This is a genomic window from Sphingopyxis yananensis (assembly GCF_020687785.1).
GTDB classification, from domain to species: Bacteria; Pseudomonadota; Alphaproteobacteria; order Sphingomonadales; family Sphingomonadaceae; genus Sphingopyxis; species Sphingopyxis yananensis.
This window is the reverse complement of sequence record NZ_JAJEWI010000010.1, coordinates 427,120-444,602: the sequence shown is the minus strand read 5'-3', so window position 1 is coordinate 444,602 and position 17,483 is coordinate 427,120. Positions and strand designations below refer to the sequence as shown.

The 17,483-nt window shown below is 57.3% G+C and carries 16 protein-coding genes; 7 read left to right on the top strand and 9 right to left on the bottom strand.

The features are described from left to right. Window positions 1–14: 14 nt before the first annotated feature. From LKO31_RS13575 to LKO31_RS13565, 3 genes are all read right to left on the bottom strand, one after another. A complete protein-coding gene (locus LKO31_RS13575) occupies window positions 15–2,699 on the bottom strand; it encodes a TonB-dependent receptor domain-containing protein (protein WP_227691083.1) in 2,685 nt (894 codons plus the stop codon). A gap of 282 nt (window positions 2,700–2,981) precedes the next feature. Continuing rightward, complete coding sequence (locus tag LKO31_RS13570; protein ID WP_227691082.1) at window positions 2,982–3,704, bottom strand: UTRA domain-containing protein; 723 nt, start codon at window positions 3,702–3,704, stop codon at window positions 2,982–2,984. A gap of 13 nt (window positions 3,705–3,717) precedes the next feature. Then, a complete protein-coding gene (locus tag LKO31_RS13565; RefSeq protein ID WP_227691081.1) occupies window positions 3,718–5,073 on the bottom strand; it encodes a formimidoylglutamate deiminase in 1,356 nt (451 codons plus the stop codon). A gap of 104 nt (window positions 5,074–5,177) precedes the next feature. On the opposite strand from LKO31_RS13565, the gene hutI reads away from it, so the two are divergent. Genes hutI through LKO31_RS13540 form a run of 5 tightly spaced genes read left to right on the top strand, consistent with a single transcriptional unit; the run spans window position 5,178 to window position 10,996 of the window. Next, complete coding sequence (hutI, locus tag LKO31_RS13560) at window positions 5,178–6,377, top strand: imidazolonepropionase (RefSeq protein ID WP_227691259.1); 1,200 nt, start codon at window positions 5,178–5,180, stop codon at window positions 6,375–6,377. Continuing rightward, window positions 6,374–7,903 carry a histidine ammonia-lyase gene (hutH, locus tag LKO31_RS13555; protein WP_227691080.1) on the top strand — a complete coding sequence of 510 codons (1,530 nt, stop codon included), beginning with the start codon at window positions 6,374–6,376 and terminating at the stop codon, window positions 7,901–7,903. Before hutI ends, hutH begins: the two co-directional genes overlap by 4 nt. A gap of 6 nt (window positions 7,904–7,909) precedes the next feature. Then, window positions 7,910–8,758, top strand: a complete 849-nt coding sequence (gene hutG / locus LKO31_RS13550) for an N-formylglutamate deformylase (RefSeq protein ID WP_227691079.1) — start codon at window positions 7,910–7,912, stop codon at window positions 8,756–8,758. Then, complete coding sequence (hutU, locus tag LKO31_RS13545) at window positions 8,755–10,422, top strand: urocanate hydratase (RefSeq protein ID WP_227691078.1); 1,668 nt, start codon at window positions 8,755–8,757, stop codon at window positions 10,420–10,422. The genes hutG and hutU overlap by 4 nt, the downstream gene beginning before the upstream one ends. 10 nt (window positions 10,423–10,432) lie before the next feature. Further along, window positions 10,433–10,996, top strand: coding sequence for a HutD/Ves family protein (locus LKO31_RS13540; protein WP_227691077.1), 564 nt, complete (start codon window positions 10,433–10,435; stop codon window positions 10,994–10,996). 26 nt (window positions 10,997–11,022) lie between these two features. Here LKO31_RS13540 and LKO31_RS13535 read toward each other — a convergent pair whose 3' ends face one another. The 6 genes from LKO31_RS13535 to LKO31_RS13510 all read right to left on the bottom strand — a co-directional run bounded on the left by LKO31_RS13535 (window position 11,023) and on the right by LKO31_RS13510 (window position 16,064). Beyond that, entirely contained in the window at window positions 11,023–11,535 is a 513-nt protein-coding gene (locus LKO31_RS13535; RefSeq protein WP_227691076.1) for a DUF411 domain-containing protein, read from the bottom strand. Window positions 11,536–11,609: 74 nt separating this feature from the next. Continuing rightward, window positions 11,610–12,944 (bottom strand): copper resistance protein B, encoded by a 1,335-nt coding sequence (locus LKO31_RS13530; protein WP_227691075.1) that lies wholly within the window; start codon window positions 12,942–12,944, stop codon window positions 11,610–11,612. Continuing rightward, window positions 12,941–14,695, bottom strand: coding sequence for a copper resistance system multicopper oxidase (locus LKO31_RS13525; protein ID WP_227691258.1), 1,755 nt, complete (start codon window positions 14,693–14,695; stop codon window positions 12,941–12,943). Before LKO31_RS13525 ends, LKO31_RS13530 begins: the two co-directional genes overlap by 4 nt. A gap of 87 nt (window positions 14,696–14,782) precedes the next feature. Beyond that, the gene (locus LKO31_RS13520; RefSeq protein ID WP_407699286.1) at window positions 14,783–15,352 is read right to left on the bottom strand and encodes an RNA polymerase sigma factor; all 570 of its coding nucleotides are present in this window, start codon (window positions 15,350–15,352) and stop codon (window positions 14,783–14,785) included. Next, window positions 15,349–15,798, bottom strand: coding sequence for a periplasmic heavy metal sensor (locus LKO31_RS13515; protein WP_227691073.1), 450 nt, complete (start codon window positions 15,796–15,798; stop codon window positions 15,349–15,351). The genes LKO31_RS13520 and LKO31_RS13515 overlap by 4 nt, the downstream gene beginning before the upstream one ends. Beyond that, the gene (locus LKO31_RS13510) at window positions 15,798–16,064 is read right to left on the bottom strand and encodes a hypothetical protein (protein WP_227691072.1); all 267 of its coding nucleotides are present in this window, start codon (window positions 16,062–16,064) and stop codon (window positions 15,798–15,800) included. Before LKO31_RS13510 ends, LKO31_RS13515 begins: the two co-directional genes overlap by 1 nt. Before the next feature lie 156 nt (window positions 16,065–16,220). Between LKO31_RS13510 and LKO31_RS13505 the strand changes: the two genes are divergently transcribed. Beyond that, window positions 16,221–16,601 (top strand): copper resistance protein CopC, encoded by a 381-nt coding sequence (locus tag LKO31_RS13505; RefSeq protein WP_227691071.1) that lies wholly within the window; start codon window positions 16,221–16,223, stop codon window positions 16,599–16,601. Window positions 16,602–16,889: 288 nt separating this feature from the next. Continuing rightward, window positions 16,890–17,462, top strand: a complete 573-nt coding sequence (locus tag LKO31_RS13500; protein WP_227691070.1) for a porin family protein — start codon at window positions 16,890–16,892, stop codon at window positions 17,460–17,462. The last annotated feature ends 21 nt before the right edge of the window (window positions 17,463–17,483 follow it).

Here is a 17,483-nt window from a genome sequence, read left to right as displayed (position 1 = left end):
ACCTCATCCTACCCTTAGAAACCGGTACGGAAGCCGACATAGAAACGACGACCCATCAGGTCATAGACCATCGTGTCGGTGTTTCCGTCGGTATAGTTGGCAACATAAGGTGCCTTGCGGTCGGTCAGATTGTCCACGCCCAACGAGAAGCGTGTCTTTTCATTCACTTCAAACGCCAATTGCGCATTGTGGTAGAAGACGTTGGGAACGCGGGCACCAATGGCGGTGGCAGCGGCATAGAAATCCTTAGCCTTGCCAATCCATTGGGTCGACCAAGTCGCCGTCACCTTGCCCTTGTTGGCGGTCAAAACGCCATAGCCGCGCCACTTGGAATAACCGCCATTGCCGCCACCCAGATAGCCGTCATAGGTCAAAGCTGGCGTACCAACCGACTGAACCACATCATATTTGTCCAAATATGTCGCGTTCAAATCCAATGTCACCGCAACATCCGCGATATTGCGGCTATAGACCAAACCAAGGTCCAGACCGCGCATCAGCTCGGCGCCCGTATTGTTCAATTGCGAACGAATATAGGTCACGTCGCCCGTCGCGACATCACGATCAATATCAGCGCAGAATGGGTGCGACATGTTGCTGCTGTTATAGCAGAGGTTCAGTTTCATCGAGCCAGGAACCGAACGAATCGCGTCCTCAATTTTGATGTTGAACCAGTCGGCGGTCAGCGACAGCCCAGGAACGATGGCGGCGGGTTGGAACACCGCACCAAGGGTCCAAGTCGTCGAGCTTTCTGGCTTCAAATTGATATTGCCGCCCGTTTCGGTCAAAACATTCGTACCCGTTTGAACAAAACCGGTCGGAACGCCTGCTGCCGCGCAATTGGTCACCAAAGTTGCTGCACTGCTGCCCGTCAATTTGCTGCACGGGTCAGCCGTGGTCAAATTGCCTTGAACCATGCCGCTGAACAATTCCGGAACGTTGGGAACGCGGAAACCAGTGCCATAGGTGCCACGGAAACGCAGAGCTTCGCTGACCTTCCAATCCAGACCAAGCTTGTAATTCCAATCGCTGCCGAACAATTTATAGTCCGAATAACGAACCGCAGCGTCCAGCGTCACAGCGTCAAAGAAAGGCTTGTCTGCCAACAACGGAACCGACACTTCCAAATAAGCTTCTTTGGTGTCAACCTTACCCGACACAGGGTCTTGTTGGTTATTGTTCGCAACACCCGCTACCGTGCGGGGATCTGGGTTACGCCAACCCTTTTCTTCACGGTACACCAAGCCCGCCGCAAAGGCCAAAGCGCCTGCTGGCAGGTCGATCAATTCGCCCGTGACATCCGCCGTGAACGACATCAATTGGTTGCCGCCGCGATCTGTCGAAGTGTATAAAATATAATCCATCACGTCTTGCGACATATCGCCAACGCCCAGATAATCGCCGCAAGGCGCGCCGTTGGTGCCGCAGTTGACAGACAATGTTTCGTTCATTTTCTCCAGATTGACGATGTTGGTCGAACCATCCTTGGCTGTATTGCGGCCAAAGGATGCCGTGACTTCCCATGCCCAATCATTCGGCAGTTTACCGCGTAAGCCGCCCGTTGCCTGCCATGTATTGGTGGTCTGGAAAAACTCACGAGGACCGGCTTCCATCAAGGTACGGCCCAAAAGCGTGATATTCTGACCCGTTGGATTGCTGGGGTGCAGCGCCGAAATCGGGATGCCATTACGCAAACCAGGGGACACGCCGCGGATGACGCTTGGGGTTGCCAATTGGTTCGACTTGCGGTGGGTGTACAGCACTTCTGCAAAAGCTGTGACATTGTCGCTCAACGCATAATCGCCGAACAGACCCGTCGAAATACGTTCAATCGGGCTAACAGCATTCAGATAATGATAGCTGTTAAAGCCATGCTTGGATGCGACATATGGTTCATAAGCGTCGCCGCCTGTGAAATTCACGATGGTACCATCCACATTCGCACGGCCGCCGACCGTATTACCGCTCAGTGCACAAACCAACGAACCCGCAGCTTCCGTCAATGCACAAGGTGCACGGCTCGACAGACCAATGGCCTGCGTCTTTTGATAGGTCGCGGCGAACATCAAGCCGCCACGGTCGTTGCGGATACCGCCCAAGAAATCGGCGGTGAAATCATGACCATCACCCTTGCCGGTGATACCGTTGCGTGCGCTGACGGCAATGCCTTCGAAATCATTGCGGGTCACAAGGTTGACCACGCCCGACACCGCGTCTGCGCCATAAATGGCCGATGCGCCGTCCTTCAAGACTTCGGTACGTGCCAAAGCAATGGTCGGGATCATGTTCAAATCGGGCGAAGAGTTTGCGCCCGTACCACCAGCAACCAAGCGGCGACCATTTAACAAGGTCAGCGTGCGCTTAATGCCCAAACCACGCAGGTTCACCTGCGCCGTGCCATAACCATTGCCAGTCCAATAAGCGTTGGTTTGGTTGCCCGAAAAACCAGCCACGGCTGGCAAGCGCTGCAACACATTTTCAATATTCACAACGCCGGTATTTTCCAACTGCTCCGCGGAAACCACGGTCGCAGGGCCAACGCCGGCCAAGTCAGTACGACGAATGCGCGACCCCGTTACAATGATGTCGCCTTGGCTGGCATTTTCGGCCTGATGATCAGCATGATCTTGCGCAAAAGCAGTCGGCGCAAAGCCAGTCAATGCTGCTGCGCCCAGCAGCAACGTGGATTTGATGTTCACGGTTAAACCCCTTGTTTCCCATCCATGTCATCACCCCACCATATGGGGCGCGCATGGATTATTTTTTGCTGCCGCTCGCAAAGCGTTGGTTATTTCCAAGCACCTACTTTCGCCAGCACAAGGGTTTACGCAGCATCGCTACGCGGCCCTCATCTTTCACGAAATATATTTTCAATCTGGGTCGTTAAGGCGCGACTTTACGTATCTACGGCCTAAATCCAGCGCAGCCTGCGGTTCGTCCCGATCAGAATAACACAGCCGAATGCGCAAAAAGCCCCGCGCTTAAATGGCCCCGCCAGATCGCGCCGGACCGAAATGCGCGATCAAATCATAGTCTTTACCGATAAAATGCTGCCGCACCCATGTGACACCCGCTTCGCCGCGCCAAGTGCGGCGTTCAATATATAAGCAAGCGGTGCCGACGTCCTGATCCAAATGCCTAGCCACCTCGGGCGCAGCATTGACCGCGGCAATGCGCGTCTCCGCTTCAGTCCATGGCACATGTTTCAACAGCCACGCACCGGGCGAAATCAACTCAAAGCCTTGCTGCGCCATGTCCGGCACCGCCGCCAAGCTAACCGATCGCTCCTCAAACGCCAACGGCTGCCCATCAGCCAAATGCAGGCCGGTCAGCACCAACAACGCCTCGCCGCCGCTCAATTGCTGCTCATATTCTTTTTGCGGGTCCGCCAAACGGATCTCGCGCGACAGCAAATGAAAGGCATAGCGCTGCCGACGCTGCAAAACCTCGGCTTCCAAATCGGGAATATCCAGCACCATACTGTGCATTTTGGGACGGGCGACAAAGCTCCCTGCTTTTTTGCGCCGCTCGACCAAAGATGCAGCGACCAGCGCCGATATGGCCTTGTTCACCGTCATGCGAGAACAGCCATATTGCTCCATTAAATCCGCTTCGGTCGGCAGGCGCTCGCCCGCCGCCAATGCGCCGGACAAGATCGCCGCTTCCATGTCAGTGCGAATGGTTTCGTGAAGCGTCTTTTTCATAGCAATATCAACGTCATGAAAATAATTTCGTTACAGCTTGATGATAGCGGGCGGTGATATAGTCACGGTCAATATGTCGCCCGCCCTGCACCACCGCACGGCCACGCCGCCAAACATGGTCAATGCCCCCACGCCCCGCAGAGAATATCCAAGCATCCAGCGCCGCAGCGCCGGATTTCCTAGCCAAAGAGGGGTGGTTCATATCCAAACTTACCATATCCGCCACATGCCCCACAGCCAGGCCCGCTTCAACCCCCAGCGCCTGCGCCCCACCGATGACGCTCGCCTGAAACAGCGCCTGCCCCGTCGAACGCCCCTCTTCGCCCGCCAAGACATTACGCCCGCGACGTAAAAGCCGCTGACCATATTCCAACCAGCGCAATTCTTCGCTGGCATCAATGCGCACATTGCTGTCCGATCCCACGCCAATGCGCCCTCCCAGGGCCATAAATTCCGGCGCGGAAAACAAGCCATCGCCCAAATTCGCCTCGGTGATGGGGCACAAGCCCGCCACCGCGCCGCTGGCGGCCATCCCGCGCACTTCATCCGCGTCCATATGCGTCGCATGAACCAAGCACCAACGATCATCGACCGGCATATGGTCCAGCAACCAAGCCACCGGGCGCTGACCGCTCCATGCGACGCAATCCTCCACTTCCTTCACTTGCTCCGCGATATGAATATGAATGGGCGCACCACCTGCCAACTGCTCCAGCGCCGCCAATTGCTCGGGTGTCACCGCCCGCAGGCTATGCGGGGCAAGGCCCAATATCGCGTCGGGCAAGCATCGCAGATATTCCCTTGCCCCATCCATCAGGCGCACAAATCCGTCGATATCGTGCAAAAACCGCCGCTGCCCGTGACTGGGGGCCTGCCCGCCAAAGCCGCTATGCGCGTAAAATACGGGCAAATGCGTCAAGCCGATGCCCGTGTCCTGCGCCGCTTGTACAATCGCAGCGCTCATCACCGCAGGGTCGGCATAACCCTGCCCATCCGCGTCATGATGAACATAATGAAATTCCCCCACACGGCCAAATCCGCCCTCTAGCATTTCGGCATAGGCCATGGCCGCAACATTCCGCAGCCCCTCTGGCGTCAGGCGATCGACAGAGCGATACATAATCTCGCGCCATGTCCAAAAACTGTCGCCGGTCGGCCCTGTAACCTCTGTCATTCCGGCCATGGCGCGCTGAAACGCATGGCTGTGCAAATTGCCCAGCGCGGGAATGGCCAAGGCGTGATGGGCATCGCCGTCTTGTTTGATCGCACTGGTTTCAATCGCCGAGATACGGCCATCCACCACCAACAGCCGCACATCCTTGGCCCATCCATCAGCCAGTAAAATCTCATTAAAAAAGAATGATACCATGGCTTTGCCTCTTGATTCTCATCAGAATATTTCGTCGTTCGATTTTTATGTCTATACATTAAATCATGCCGATGCAATGATATGTCATCCAAGGAGATTCGATGATGCGCTGTGACAGCATTTGGAAAAATGCCCGCCTTGCCACGATGACAGACGCCGAAATGGGCCTGATCGATGACGGCGTGCTTGCCGAGGCAGGGGGCAAAATTCTATATGCCGGACCCGCATCACAAGCACCGCTATTTGATGCAGATGAAGAATGGGATGTGGACGGGCGCTGGATCACCCCCGGCCTGATCGACTGCCACACCCACATCATCCACGGCGGCGACCGCGCCCATGAATTCGAACTGCGCCTACAAGGGGCCGATTACGAAGAAATTGCCCGCGCAGGCGGCGGCATATTGTCCACCATGCGCGCCACACGCGCCGCCAGCGAAGAAGAACTGATAGCCTCCGCCCTGCCCCGCCTTCATGCCTTAATGGCCGAGGGCGTCACCACAATCGAAGTCAAATCGGGCTATGGCCTTGAGGCAGAGAGCGAAATTCGCATGTTGCGCGCCGCGCGCCGCCTAAGCGATCATGCCGATATCAGCGTCGCCACCAGCTTTTTGGGCGCACATGCCTTGCCGCCAGAATATAGTGTTAATCCAGATGCCTATATCGATCTTCTTATCCAAAATATCATGCCGCAAGTCGCCGCCGAACATCTGGCGGACGCGGTCGATGCCTTTTGCGAAAATATCGGTTTTACGGCCCAGCAAACCGCCCGCTTGTTTAAGGCCGCCCGCGCGCTGAACCTTCCGGTCAAGCTGCACGCCGAACAATTGTCCAACCAACATGGAGCAGCGCTAGCCGCATCCTTTGACGCGCTATCCGCCGATCATCTGGAACATTTGGACAATGACGGCATCATCGCCATGGCCGCGTCGGGAACCGTCGCCACGCTGCTGCCGGGGGCTTATTATTTCATGCGCGAAACGCAGTTGCCGCCCGTTGCGGCGCTGCGCGATGCAGCTATTCCCATCGCCTTGGCGACGGATTGCAACCCCGGCACATCGCCGCTCACATCCTTGCTGCTGACCATGAACATGGGGGCCACCTTGTTCCGCCTCAGCGTTGCGGAATGTTTGTTGGCCGTCACCAAAAACGCGGCCCGCGCCCTTGGACGATCCGACAGCATCGGCACCTTAGAGGCTGGAAAGCGCTGCGACCTCGCCATTTGGGACATCGAACGTCCCGCTGAACTTGTCTACCGCATGGGGTTTAACCCGCTCCATGCCCGCATCTGGAGTGGTCAATGACCAACATCACCCTTATCCCCGCCCAAGTCACGCTGGCCGATTGGCGCGCCATATATCGCGGCGCTTCTGTCACCCTTGAGCCTTCCTCCAAGGACCGCATCGCCGCCAGCGCCGCCGCTGTTGGCCGCATTTTGGCCAAGGGTGAACCAGTTTACGGCATCAACACCGGCTTTGGAAAATTGGCCAGCGTTCGCATCGAGAATGACGACCTAGCGACCCTGCAACGCAATATCGTGCTCAGCCACGCGGCGGGCACTGGTGCCCCCTCGCCCGTTCCTGTCATCCGTTTGATGATGGCGCTGAAATTGGTCAGTCTGGCCCAAGGCGCATCGGGCGTCCGCGTTGAAACCTGCGACTTGCTGGCGGCGATGCTGGCCAAGGGCCTGACCCCCGTCATCCCCAGCCAAGGCAGCGTCGGCGCCAGCGGCGATTTGGCCCCGCTGTCGCACATGGCCGCCACGATGATCGGCGTCGGCGACATCATCGTCAACGACACCGTCATGCCCGCCGTCGAAGCCTTGGCGTCGGTCGGCCTTGCCCCCATTGAATTGGCCGCCAAAGAAGGGCTTGCCCTGCTGAATGGAACGCAATTTTCCACCGCCAACGCGCTGGCCGGACTGTTCGAGGCCGAATTGCTGTTCACCAGCGCCCTCGTCACGGGCGCGCTGTCGACCGAAGCCGCCAAGGGCAGCGACACCCCCTTTGACCCGCGCATCCATGACCTGCGCCACCACGCTGGCCAGATTGAGGTCGCAGCGGCCCTGCGCGGCCTGATGGACGGCAGCGCTATTCGCGCTAGCCACCTGATCGGCGACGCCCGCGTCCAAGACCCATATTGCCTGCGCTGCCAACCCCAAGTCATGGGTGCGGCGCTGGACATTTTGCGCCAAGCCGCCACCACCTTGGAGATCGAATCCAATGGCGTTTCAGACAATCCGCTGATTTTCCCAGAAACGGACGAAGCTCTATCTGGCGGCAACTTCCATGCTGAACCTGTTGCTTTTGCGGCCGATATGATCGCGATGGCGATATGCGAAATCGGGTCCATTTCCGAACGCCGGATCGCGATGTTGGTCGACCCTGCACTATCCGGCCTGCCCGCCTTCCTGACGCCCAAGCCCGGCCTCAACAGCGGCTTCATGATCCCGCAAGTCACCGCCGCCGCGTTGGTCAGCGAAAATAAACAGCGCGCTTTCCCCGCCAGCGTGGACAGCATCCCGACTTCCGCCAACCAAGAAGACCATGTCTCAATGGCCGCGCACGGTGCCCGCCGCCTGATGGATATGGCCGCAAATGCCACTGCCGTTTTGGGCATCGAATATCTGGCCGCCGCCCAAGGCATTGAATTCCACGGCGGACTAACCTCCTCCGCCCCATTGGAAAAGGCACGCGCCTGCCTGCGAGCCGTGGTTCCAGCCTTGGATGACGACCGCCATTTCTATCCGGATATGGAGGCTGCAAACACGCTCATCCGGTCCGGCGCGCTGGTCGAGGCCGCGCAATTCCGGTTGCCGCTGGTTGGGTAATCAGCAATGGCCTCCCTCGCTCCTTCTGTGCCGTCCCCCGATTGGCTTCATGTCCATCGCGGCACAGCGCCGCTGGTGATCGCCGTCCCCCACGGCGGCACCAGCTTGGCGGGGCTGGACGATCAATTTGCCTCGCCATGGCTGGCCCGTCTGGACACAGACTGGTGGGTTCGCGATCTTTATGATTTCGCCAGCGATATGGGCGTCAGCTTTGTCACCACCGACATCAGCCGTTCGGTCATTGATATGAACCGCGACCCGTCGGGTGCATCGCTTTATCCGGGTCAGGCCACCACCGAATTATGCCCAACCACCAGCTTTGATGGCGTCCCGCTTTATCGCAACGGCGCGGATGCCATCGACGCTCTTGACGATGCCGAAAAGCAGCGGCGCAAAACCGCCTATCACACCCCCTATCACGCCGCGCTCACCGCCGAACTCCACCGCGTAAAGGCCCAGCATGGCGTCGCCATCCTCTATGACGCGCACAGCATCCGCAGCCATGTTCCACGCTTGTTTGATGGACGCTTGCCGATGTTCAACATCGGCACCAACAACAGCGCCACCTGCGCGCCTGAATTGGAACAAGCGGTCGCCAATATCTGCGCCGCCTCCGCCCACAGCCATGTCGTCAATGGCCGCTTCAAGGGCGGCTGGACCACGCGGCACTATGGCCGCCCGACGGGCGGTATTCACGCCATCCAAATGGAACTCGCCCAGCGCGGTTATATGGACGAACCAACAGATTATGCGCCCGGCCAATGGCCGACGCCGCTCCACTCAACGCCCGTGATTTTACCAGTTTTACAACGCATTATCACGGCCGTCCTCGATTTTGCGAAAGGACACGCATGAACCGCCTCGACAACAGCCGCGTCATCAAATCCCCTGTCGGCACCGAATTAAACGCCAAAAGCTGGCTGACCGAAGCGCCGCTGCGAATGTTGATGAACAATCTGCATCCCGACGTGGCCGAACGCCCCGAAGAATTGGTAGTCTATGGCGGCATTGGCCGCGCCGCGCGCGATTGGCCCAGCTATGACAAAATCGTTGAAACGCTGAAAACACTGAACGACGATCAAACCTTGCTGGTGCAATCCGGCAAGCCAGTTGGCGTGTTCCAAACCCACAAAGACGCGCCGCGCGTGCTGATCGCCAACAGCAATCTGGTCCCTCAATGGGCCAATTGGGACCATTTCAACGAACTCGATAAACGCGGCCTCGCTATGTATGGCCAAATGACCGCTGGTTCGTGGATTTACATTGGAACCCAAGGTATTGTGCAGGGAACCTATGAAACATTCGTCGAAATGGGCCGCCAACATCATGGCGGCGATTTGTCCGGCAAATGGTTGCTGACGGCGGGCCTTGGCGGCATGGGCGGCGCACAGCCCCTTGCTGCGGTCATGGCGGGCGCATCTTGCATCGCCATTGAATGCCAGCCCAGCCGCATCGACATGCGCCTGCGCACCGGCTATCTCGACACATCAGCCGCCACCATCGACGAAGCCATGGCCATCATCGAACAAGCCAAGGCTGATGGCAAAACCGTCTCGGTCGGATTGCTCGGCAATGCGGCGGAATTGCTGCCCGAAATGTTCGCACGCGGCATTCGTCCCGACCTTTTGACCGACCAAACCAGCGCACACGACCCCGTTAACGGCTATTTTCCCGCTGGCTGGACCGTCGCCGAATGGCTGGAAAAGCGCGAAAGCGACCCCGCAGCCGTCGCCAAAGCGGCCAAAGCGTCGATGGCCCAACATGTCCGTGCGATGCTGGATTTCCAAGCCGCCGGTGTTCCCACCACCGATTATGGCAACAATATCCGCCAAGTCGCCAAGGACGAAGGCGTCGCCAATGCCTTTGACTTCCCGGGTTTTGTCCCCGCCTATATCCGCCCGCTCTTCTGTCGTGGCATCGGCCCATTCCGCTGGGCCGCCCTGTCGGGCGACCCCGAAGACATCTTTAAAACGGATGCCAAGGTTAAGGAATTGCTGCCCGATCATAAGGAACTGCATCGCTGGTTGGATATGGCCCGCGAGAAAATCCACTTCCAAGGGCTTCCGGCGCGCATCTGCTGGGTCGGCCTTGGCGACCGCCACCGTTTGGGGCTGGCGTTCAACGAAATGGTCAAAAATGGCGAACTCAAGGCCCCCGTGGTCATTGGCCGCGACCATTTGGACAGCGGATCGGTCGCATCGCCCAACCGCGAAACCGAGGCCATGAAGGACGGCAGCGACGCCGTGTCCGACTGGCCATTGCTCAACGCCTTGCTCAACACCGCATCGGGCGCAACATGGGTATCGCTGCATCATGGGGGCGGCGTCGGCATGGGCTATTCGCAGCACAGCGGCATGGTGATTGTTGCGGATGGCAGCGACGACGCCGCTCGCCGTTTGGAACGTGTGTTGTGGAACGACCCCGCCACCGGTGTCATGCGCCACGCCGACGCCGGCTATGACATCGCACTGGATTGCGCGCGCGAGCAAGGCCTGAACCTGCCCGCTATTCTGGGTTGATGCAGCCCATATGACGACGGCACGTCTATTACCCGCCAGCCAGCGCCCCTCGCGGCGCTGGCGCAGCGGCGGCGGCATCACCCAAGATGTCGCCCTTTTTCCGTCCATCCCAACTTTGGGCGATGACGATTTTTTTTGGCGCGCCAGCATCGCGCAGGTCAGCCAGCCAAGCGATTTTTCACGCTGGCCCAATGTCACGCGTCACTTAATCTTGCTGTCGGGTGAAATGCGGCTGACCATTCACGGCGAAACGCGCGTCATCACCGACGATATGCCGGAATATATTTTTGCGGGCGACACGCCCGTTTACGCCGAACCGCTGCGTCCCTGCCGCGTGCTTAACCTGATGGCCCGCCATGGCCGCGCCGAACTGACTTTGCGGCGACAAAGCACATCCTTTACCGCCCTTGCCGATCATTTGCTGATGGTCGCGCCGCAGCCTTGCACCCTCACCATGTCCGGCCACCGCCACCGTCTGGCGAGCGAGGACGCGATCTTTGTTGAAACGCCAAACGCCGCCCAACTTATCCAGCCAAGCGGCGCTTTAATTACAGCGCAAATCACGCTGCTATAGCTTTCCCTTTAGATTGACCGCCAAGCTCAGGCGGTAAACACCCGCACAGGGCCATTTTTGTCGAACCCAATCACGTCAAATTCGTCTTTGCTGCCATCTGGCATTTCCATGCCTGGGGACCCACGCGGCATCCCCGGAACAGCCAATCCAATAATATCTTTGGGCTTTTCAGCTAGCAGCTTGGCGATATGGTCAAATGGCACATGGCCCTCCAGCACATATCCGGCCACCGTCACAGTATGACAGCTTGCCAAATCCGCGCGCACATTCAGGCCCGTTTTCACCGTGCCCATATCCTCGCGGATTTCAATTTTCACCGGATAACCAGCCGCCATGGCTTGGTCCGCCCACGCCCCGCAGCAACCGCAATTGGGATCACGATACACGATCATCGTAGGCTTTGCGGCAGCCGTATCGCCTTCGGCCGCATTGGCCGATGCCAAGCTGGCGCTATCAGTCTTGCCGCACCCCACCAGCAAAGCGGTGGACGCACCCAATAACAGGGTCAGGGCATTTCGGCGGCAACACAAGGCACCCATCAGATTTTCCTTCATCCCATGGCCCAGCGGCCACAACAAAAGGGGGCAGACCATTAACGGCCTACCCCTTATATTTAAAACCAGGTCCGCAGGCCAAAAACAAATTTGGTCGACGACGCCTTCTCCCCCGCCGCGCGGGCGAAATCAGCGGTTCCGCCAATTTTTTGGCTCCACGACACCCCGACATAAGGAGCAAAGGCCCGCACAAATTCATAGCGCAGGCGCAGCGACGCGCCCACTTCGGTGATACCGCTACCCAAGCCCTTCTCTGCCACATTTTGCGCCGAAAGGCCCAGCTCAAACGCCGGTTGCAGCACCAGTTTCTGGGTGATCAATTGGTCATATTCGGCTTCGATATGGGCCGTAAAATCACCTTTGTCGGAAACCATCAGCGCGCTTTCCAGCTCAAACCAATAAGGGGCAAGTCCGGAAAAGCCAATGCTGGCATAGGTCCGCTTCGGTCCCTCACCCAATTCCTGTTTGATACCGCCTTCGATATTGAAATAGGCATCAATGGCGCGGCTATAAAGCACCGCGATATCGCCATCGTCGACGCCCTTACCAACATCGCCAGAAAATCCGCCGCGTATATGCAGACGGTTGATATCGCCGCCATACCAGAATTTGCCGTCGACCGAATAAGCATCACGGCCTTTTCGGGCGCTATATTCGCCGTTCAAGCGCAAATAGCTAAAGGTCTGACCACCATTTTCGACCATCATCATATGGCGGCTATGGGCCATCGCCCCCTCGCCCCACACGCCATCGGCCATCCAATCGCTGGGCGGCGGCGGCGCGGGTGCGTCACCGGAGGGTAGGTTGGTGCCAATTTGCGGCAAATTGGAGTTGGTCGCCTCCAATGTGCAATGCCCCATGGCCGCATGTTCTGCCGTGCATGTGGCTGTGCCAGCCTGCACTGCCGCATGATCGTCGGCCTTGGCACCAGGCGTCGCTGCGTGATCGCTATGCCCTGCCTCGGGATTGGCGGACGTTTGATGCGCGCTATGATCCTGCGCCTTGGCCGGCAAAGTGCAGTGGCCCATGGCCGCATGCTCCGGTGTGCAGGTCGCTTCCGTCACCACGGCTGTGGCTGTCCCTGCACCCTCTGCGCCATGCATGTCATGGCTAGCATGCGCCCCTTGCGCCTGATGCGCGGCATGATCTTGCTCACCATGCCCCTGCTGGGCATCATGGTTTGCGGCCCCCTGATGGTCGGCCGTATGATCGTCCGCCGTCACGCTTAGGGTACAATGGCCCATCGCGGCATGGTCCGGCGTGCAGGTCGGTGTGCTGACCGCTGGCTTTGCATCATGGCCAGCATGACCCGTATGCTCGCTCTGCGCCGCAGCAGGCGCCGCGAAGGCCAGCATCGAAATTCCGCCCATCAGGGTCAAAGACAGATTTTTCATGCCTCTTCTCCCTTCGGACGAACGCTGACAACGCGCATCATTCCGGCGTGCATATGGTACAGCAAGTGACAGTGGAACGCCCAATCCCCCAGCGCGTCGGCGGTAAAGTCAAAGCTGGCTGTTCCGCCCGGCTGAACAATGACCGTATGTTTGCGCGGCGAATGATCGCCCTTGCCCGTCACCAGTTCAAAGAAATGGCCGTGCAAGTGAATGGGGTGGCTCATCATCGATTGGTTGATCAAATTCACCCGCACCCGCTCGCCCTCGATGAAAGGAATGGGTTCATGATGATCCGACATTTTCACCCCGTCGAACGACCACATAAACCGCTCCATGTTGCCGGTCAGGTGAATGTCCAGCGAACGGCTGGGTGCGCGCACATCAGGGTTCGGCTCCAATGACAGCAAGTCATGATAGGTCAGCACTTGATGGCCCACATTATCCAAGCCTTGGCCCGGTTCGTTCATGCGGTCGACGGGCATCGGCGAAATGGCCTGCACACTGGGGTCGCGCTTGACTTGCGGCGCCAGACTGAAATCGCGCATCCCATGGTCCATGCCGCCGCCGCCACTATCGCCATCCACCGAACAATGGCCCATGGCTTCATGTTCGGGGGTGCAGTCACCGCCCGACATATCGCCCATACCCATATCTTTCATGGTCGCCAGCGGCCGTTCACGCAGCGCCGGAACAGGGGCCACCATGCCCGCACGCGGGGCCAAGGTCGCGCGTGCCATGCCACTGCGGTCGTTCACTTCCGCCACAAATGTATAGGCTTGGTCTTCGGTTGGCGTGACGATCACATCGTAAGTTTCCGCCACACCGATTTGAAATTCATCAATTTCTACGGGGCGAATATGCAAACCATCGGCCTGAACCACGGTCATCCGCAATCCGGGGATACGCACATTAAAAATCGACATCGACGATGCGTTGATAATCCGCAAACGAACCCGTTCACCGGGACGGAACAGGCCAGTCCAATTGTCCTTGGGACCATGGCCATTGACCAAAAATTCCAAAATCGACCCGTTCACATCGGCCACGTCGGTCGGGTCCATGCGCATTTTGCCCCACGCAATGCGTTCGGACAAAGACAGACCCTTGCCTTTAATCAGGTCCATGAACGTCTCGCGCTGCATGTTCCAATGACCGTGGCTAACCTTCATCTTGCGAAAGATTTCATAAGGCGACAGGTGGCTGTGGTCGGACAAGACAATCACATGCTCGCGGTCATAGCCCACAGGGTCCGCGCCCGCCGGATCAATCACTATCGGCCCATAAAGACCCAAAGCTTCCTGCAAACCGCTGTGGCTGTGATACCAATAGGTACCACTTTGAACGATCGGAAATTCATAGGTAAAGGATGATTTGGGCTTGATACCGGGGAAGCTGACACCGGGCACGCCGTCCATATGAAATGGCAAAATCAGGCCGTGCCAATGGATTGAGCTATCCTCATCCAAATCATTATGCACCGTCAGGCGAATATTTTGGCCCTCTTTCAGGCGCACCAATGGGGCGGGAATGGTACCATTCACGCCAATGGCCTTGGCCACCATGCCATCAATACGGATTTTCTGCTTGGCGATGCGCAGCGTGATATCCTCACCGCTGACGGTCGGCAGGGTCGACACAAGTCCCTGAGACACGGGCTGCGCCCATGCTGGTATGTGCGCCGCGAGCGCGGCCATCGCGCCTCCGCCAAAGGCAGCACTTGCAAAACGACGCCGGTCCAACTGCATAGAAATGGAAACTCTCCTGATAATCTGTGCAAAGATACGCAGGCCGCGCCGCGACCCCTCATGCAAAACAGGTCAAAACAGCCGAAAGGCGCGCTAAGACAAATCGCCCAACTGTTCGCGCATCCGCAATCGGGCGCGATACAGGCGGGTTTCCACCGTCTTTTCGCTGACGCCCAAAATTTTTGCCGCCTCCGCCTGCGACATCTCATCAATCGCGCGCAAAATCAGCACTTCGCGCAGCTTCGCTGGCAAGCCATCCATGGCGCGGCGCACGATTTGGACTTGCCCGCGCCCGCTCAACTCCTCGTCCGGCAAAGGGTCAGCGCTGGCCACATCATATGCTTTTTCAAGGGGTAACGCGGCCGAAAAAAAGGCCCGAACCTTGCGCCGCCGCGCCCAATCGCGGCACTTGTTCACCGCAATTCGGCTCATCCACACGCGAAAGGCGCGGCTGTCGTCATAACGATCAATGGCGGCAAAGGCCGACACAAACGCCTCTTGCACCAAATCCAGCGCCTCGTCTGGATCGCCAATATAGTTGCAAATTAAACGATAAATCGGGGCTTTGTAACGGGTTAAAAATTCCCGATAAGCCAATTGACTGCCCATCCGTGCATGGCTGGCCAGTTGTGCATCTGTTAATTGAGAAAAATCAACCGTCACTGCATATCAGTGGTCAAAGCATCGACCACAATTTTGTCAAATTTGCCGGCCTGCTGCTCATCCAACACATCGCGCATGGCAAACAGATATTGCAGGGTTTCTTTCTGCAAATCCCCCATCAATCGATGGGTTTCATCAATGGCATCCGTCACTTGCGGGCCGTATCCATGTTCCAATTGAATACCGATCGCCAAACGCTCATTCGCTTCGCGCATTTGCTTTTCCAGCAATTTGCGCCGTACATTAAACGCCGCCTCGACATTCGCCAACTGGGCACGCTGGTCCGGCTTTAATTGCAATTCATCATATAATTTGGCGTGCAATTCAAAGTGGCTGCTATCCGGTTTATCGGTCAGCGCCCTTCCCACCCAAACACCAGATGCCGCCGCAACAAAGGCCACGATGGCAATCAACGCGACCAGAAAAACCTGTCTTTGGGGTGCCATTAGCTACGGTCCGCCATGCCTACTTGCGTCAATGGGCTGTGCGGAACCAATAAAGTCAGCGGACTGGCCGCTTCGGCTGGTGCCGGCAATGCCGCGCCCGCGACCACACCGCCACCCATGGAAATAAACGCCGCAAGAACCATCATTCGGCGCATGGCTTTGGCCTCATTTCGCCGGATGACAGCGTCCGCCAATATATGATCATCCAGATCTGCCAACGCTTTGGGCAAATCGGTCACACGCAAAATTTTCAAATCATGGTCCATAAATTTCTCACTTTCCCCCATGGCCTTTTACGCAGCCATCACCCCCGCCCCTCATGAAAACATGATGAATTGAGACATTGAGGGTATTTTCCCCCTTTCGCGTATTATCAGCACAGCGCAAAAACGCCGAGCAAAATTCAAAGAATGGAAAAAATATTGTCACGCACATTTGCCGCCATCACCGCCTCCCTCCTTCTGCTGGGCGTAACATCCGCCGCTGATGCACGGCTCGCGGTCAGCAGCGCTAGACCCGCCGCCAACAGCACGGCGTCCAAGGTGACGTCTTTGTCGCTCCAATTTAACGAAACGATCACTCCTTCATCGCTGCGGACAGAGTTGATCATGACGGCGATGCCCGGCATGACCGACCACCCGCCTATGAAGATGCGGGCCACATCGGCCATTGGCCGCGACAGCAAATCTGTCACCATGACATTGAAGCGCCCGCTGGTGCCCGGCACCTATCGCGTTTCATGGACCGCCACCGCAACAGGGGCGCAGCCAAGCTCCGGCCAATATAGCTTTTCGGTACGATAATTTATGGCCACGCTAAACCATTTAGAAATATGAAAATTTCTTACCGCAACATCTTGTCTAGACAATAAGTATGGCCCAGATGTTGCGGCATATCTTTGCGAAGATATTATTATATATATTTAAATGTTGCAAAAAAGACGCAGGTTCATAACGACACTGGTGTAAATTTGCATCGCTTCATTGACCTTCTTTCCCTGCACCCCCTACAGGCACCCAAGCCAAGCAGTTGTCGTATCTAGTCGACAGCTGGCTTTGGCCGAAATTACCTAAATTTAGGGGGAAAATATTATGAAAAAAATGGCTCTGGCTCTCCTCGCCTCGGTTGCATTCACTGGCACCGCTCATGCTGAAATCTTCGAAGGCCCTTATGTTGGCGTGGCCGCTGTTCGCGACGCCTATGAAATCAAGGGTGATCTGTTGGGCGACGTCTATTTGGACGGCCTGAGCGCCAATGGCTATGGCGCCGCGCTTTACGCTGGTTATGATCTGCCTTTGACCGCCAATATTTTCGTTGGCCTCGAAGCCAATGCGTCCTTGACCGGCGCTGCCCTCACCATCTCGGACGAAGATGGCAAAGCCCAGATCAAAGCCCGCGAAAGCTTCGGCTTCAGCAGCCGTCTGGGTTATAAGGTAACGGACACAACGGGTGTTTACGCACGTGTTGGCTATCAAAACACCAAGTTCAAGACGAACTTCTTCGGTGACACCGAAAGTGGCAATGAAGAAGCTCTGGTTTATGGTGCTGGCTTGGAAACCGGTCTTGGCGCCAAGACCAGCCTGCGCGCAGAATATAGCGTAGAAGATTATGACAGCAGCGTCAGCAACAGCAAGCTGAGCGTTGGTATTTCTTACCGCTTCTAATATCGCTTCTTAACAAGCGAT

Excerpts from the sequence above, each read along its gene's own strand:
- LKO31_RS13535 (WP_227691076.1), bottom strand. The coding sequence starts at position 11,535 with ATGGGTGCCTTGTGTTGCCGCCGAAATGCCCTGACCCTGTTATTGGGT.
- LKO31_RS13570 (WP_227691082.1), bottom strand. The coding sequence starts at position 3,704 with ATGAAAAAGACGCTTCACGAAACCATTCGCACTGACATGGAAGCGGCG.
- LKO31_RS13540 (WP_227691077.1), top strand. The coding sequence starts at position 10,433 with ATGACGACGGCACGTCTATTACCCGCCAGCCAGCGCCCCTCGCGGCGC.
- hutG (WP_227691079.1), top strand. The coding sequence starts at position 7,910 with ATGGCCTCCCTCGCTCCTTCTGTGCCGTCCCCCGATTGGCTTCATGTC.
- LKO31_RS13565 (WP_227691081.1), bottom strand. The coding sequence starts at position 5,073 with ATGGTATCATTCTTTTTTAATGAGATTTTACTGGCTGATGGATGGGCC.
- hutU (WP_227691078.1), top strand. The coding sequence starts at position 8,755 with ATGAACCGCCTCGACAACAGCCGCGTCATCAAATCCCCTGTCGGCACC.
- LKO31_RS13500 (WP_227691070.1), top strand. The coding sequence starts at position 16,890 with ATGAAAAAAATGGCTCTGGCTCTCCTCGCCTCGGTTGCATTCACTGGC.
- hutI (WP_227691259.1), top strand. The coding sequence starts at position 5,178 with ATGCGCTGTGACAGCATTTGGAAAAATGCCCGCCTTGCCACGATGACA.
- LKO31_RS13510 (WP_227691072.1), bottom strand. The coding sequence starts at position 16,064 with ATGGACCATGATTTGAAAATTTTGCGTGTGACCGATTTGCCCAAAGCG.
- LKO31_RS13515 (WP_227691073.1), bottom strand. The coding sequence starts at position 15,798 with ATGGCACCCCAAAGACAGGTTTTTCTGGTCGCGTTGATTGCCATCGTG.
- hutH (WP_227691080.1), top strand. The coding sequence starts at position 6,374 with ATGACCAACATCACCCTTATCCCCGCCCAAGTCACGCTGGCCGATTGG.
- LKO31_RS13530 (WP_227691075.1), bottom strand. The coding sequence starts at position 12,944 with ATGAAAAATCTGTCTTTGACCCTGATGGGCGGAATTTCGATGCTGGCC.